This is a genomic window from uncultured Campylobacter sp., from assembly GCF_938018035.1.
Taxonomy (GTDB): Bacteria; Campylobacterota; Campylobacteria; order Campylobacterales; family Campylobacteraceae; genus Campylobacter_B.
On record NZ_CALIJF010000323.1, the window covers coordinates 1 to 2,039 of the forward strand.

Genomic DNA, 2,039 nt, shown 5'->3' on the forward strand with positions numbered 1-2,039 from the left:
CAGGCGTTTGGCTATTACGCAAACCTTTATAAACGCCCTAATACTATCAGCTCCTATGCGAGTACGGCGTTTGAAGTCGAGGCCCAAAGACAAAACAGCAGGCGCCTGCACTCCAAAATTGCTATGAGCAACGAGGAGCTTTTGGCGGCGATGTAAAGCGCTTTTAAAATCTGCTAGCGGGCGGATTTTATAAGCGTTTGCTTAAATTTAGCCTACGGGCAAAGGAAAGAGCGATGAGTTTAAAAGAAAAATTTGGGGTATGCAAGGCTTATGGCATAACCCTAGGCAAGATCGCAGATGCGATCGGCAAGAGAGAAGGCACCGTTAGCGGCGTGCTAAACGGCAAATATGACTCTTCTAAAAGCGAGCTATATGCCGCCGCGATCGAGGCGTTTTTAGATAAGGTAATTGCCGCTAATACTCCCAAAAAAGAGGCACAAAATGGCGGAGTTTGGCTAAGCCTGGCACAGCAAAAGATCAAGGAGCGCATCTATAAGATGGAGCAGACGAAGCTTAGCTTTTTCGAGCTCATTTTGGGCGAAAGCGGTATGGGCAAAACCTATCTACTTCAAAAGCTTACGGGCGATCTCGGCGGTATCTACGTAAAGGCTAGAAAGAGCCTAAGCGCCAGCGCATTTATGAGTTTACTGCTGCGAGCCGTAGGCGAAAAGCCTAAGGGTAATACGGACGATAAATTCGAGCAGTTTTGCGAGGCGATCGCGAACTTAAAAACACGTCTGATAGTAATCGACGAAGCCGATCTTTTCGTGCGCGATAACGATCTGACCTTTGAGCGAAAATTTGAGCTTTTGCGCGAGATCTATGAGTTTAGCAAACGCGAAAACCTAGGCATAGCCGTAATTGCCGTAGGTATCGGAGTGCTTAAAAAGCGTATCGATAGGCTAGGAGGCTATCTGCAAAGCAGGCTTACCTACTCGCCGGAGATGACGCTCAGCCGCGACGAGCTCATTAAAATCGGCGAGCTAGCAGGTATTGATGCGGAAGGTAGCAAATGTGTATTAACTCCAGGGAAGTGGCGGAGTTTTTAGCCGAGGGGCAAAACGCAAGGCTATATGAGAAAACGGCGCTAAATTTAGCCCTAGGCTACGAACAAAAAGTAGCCGCTAATTTAGTTTATCACGTACGAAAAAGATAAGGGGTAAAAAATGAAAATTTCAAAAGATACAAATATGAAAATGAGCGATCTAAAAGCCTGCAAAGATGAGATCATAATCGCGCACTCATTCTATTTCGCACCCCGCGGGGCTGGATTGCAAAGATGAGAAAGCGCGAGAGCATAGTGGTACCGATCCCGCACTTCCGTCGCGGATTCGGGACGATCTGGAGCTAAGGCTTTGATTTTAAATGGCGCCCCGTGCGGGCGTCTTATAAAGTCAAATAAAGGAGTGGATATGAAATTTCCTAAAGAGCTTGAAGCAAAACGCACCAAGTGCATAGTATACACCCGTGTGATGGGCTACTTGCGCCCGGTAGAAAGCTTTAATATCGGTAAAGTGGGCGAACACAAAGAACGTGTGCTATTTGAAGAGAAAAAAGATGAGAGCCACACTAAGTAGGCGCGATAAGCGGAAGCAAAAGGAAGGGTGAAATGCAAAGAATTCAGGGCTACCGCACGGACAAGGTATGCGCCGAGCGGGTGAGGATGCTAAAGGGTGATGCGGATGTAGCTTACCGCGAGCTTGCGGCGATGCTAGGTATCAGCGTCGAGCGCGTCGCGATGATAGAGCGCACGGCGCTTGCGAAGCTTAGGCACCCGAAAAACCGCAAGAAGTGGATGGAGATATTTGAAACCATCGCCGAACTTGAGCGCTGCGAAGCTCAAAGGCTCGGTAGCGGCTGGAGCCTGAAAGGAACGAAGAATTGAAGCTAAAGGATTTGATAAACCTAAGCGCGCAGGATTATAGCGCCGCGGCTCTGCGCGAATTACACGCAAAGATGAGCGCCACCGTGCCTGATATGGTAAGCGTAGGTATTCGCTCGGTGCGTCGCGATGAAATAAAGGGCGGGCAGCTTGTAAA

4 protein-coding genes are annotated in these 2,039 nt (G+C 48.5%); all 4 read left to right on the top strand.

All coding sequences use genetic code 11. The features are described from left to right. Nucleotides 1-233 precede the first annotated feature (233 nt). Nucleotides 234-1,049, top strand: a complete 816-nt coding sequence (locus tag Q0257_RS09660; RefSeq protein ID WP_298024431.1) for an AAA family ATPase — start codon at nucleotides 234-236, stop codon at nucleotides 1,047-1,049. Next, nucleotides 1,013-1,156, top strand: a complete 144-nt coding sequence (locus tag Q0257_RS09665; protein WP_298024433.1) for a hypothetical protein — start codon at nucleotides 1,013-1,015, stop codon at nucleotides 1,154-1,156. Before Q0257_RS09660 ends, Q0257_RS09665 begins: the two co-directional genes overlap by 37 nt. Before the next feature lie 256 nt (nucleotides 1,157-1,412). Then, nucleotides 1,413-1,577 carry an anaerobic ribonucleoside-triphosphate reductase gene (nrdD, locus tag Q0257_RS09670; protein ID WP_298024435.1) on the top strand — a complete coding sequence of 55 codons (165 nt, stop codon included), beginning with the start codon at nucleotides 1,413-1,415 and terminating at the stop codon, nucleotides 1,575-1,577. A gap of 32 nt (nucleotides 1,578-1,609) precedes the next feature. Next, nucleotides 1,610-1,885, top strand: coding sequence for a sigma factor-like helix-turn-helix DNA-binding protein (locus tag Q0257_RS09675; protein WP_297905310.1), 276 nt, complete (start codon nucleotides 1,610-1,612; stop codon nucleotides 1,883-1,885). Nucleotides 1,886-2,039 lie beyond the last annotated feature (154 nt).

What these genes read in the sequence shown, in the direction of transcription:
- Q0257_RS09665 (WP_298024433.1), top strand. Translation starts at nt 1,013, where the DNA reads ATGTGTATTAACTCCAGGGAAGTGGCGGAGTTTTTAGCCGAGGGGCAA.
- Q0257_RS09660 (WP_298024431.1), top strand. Translation starts at nt 234, where the DNA reads ATGAGTTTAAAAGAAAAATTTGGGGTATGCAAGGCTTATGGCATAACC.
- nrdD (WP_298024435.1), top strand. Translation starts at nt 1,413, where the DNA reads ATGAAATTTCCTAAAGAGCTTGAAGCAAAACGCACCAAGTGCATAGTA.
- Q0257_RS09675 (WP_297905310.1), top strand. Translation starts at nt 1,610, where the DNA reads ATGCAAAGAATTCAGGGCTACCGCACGGACAAGGTATGCGCCGAGCGG.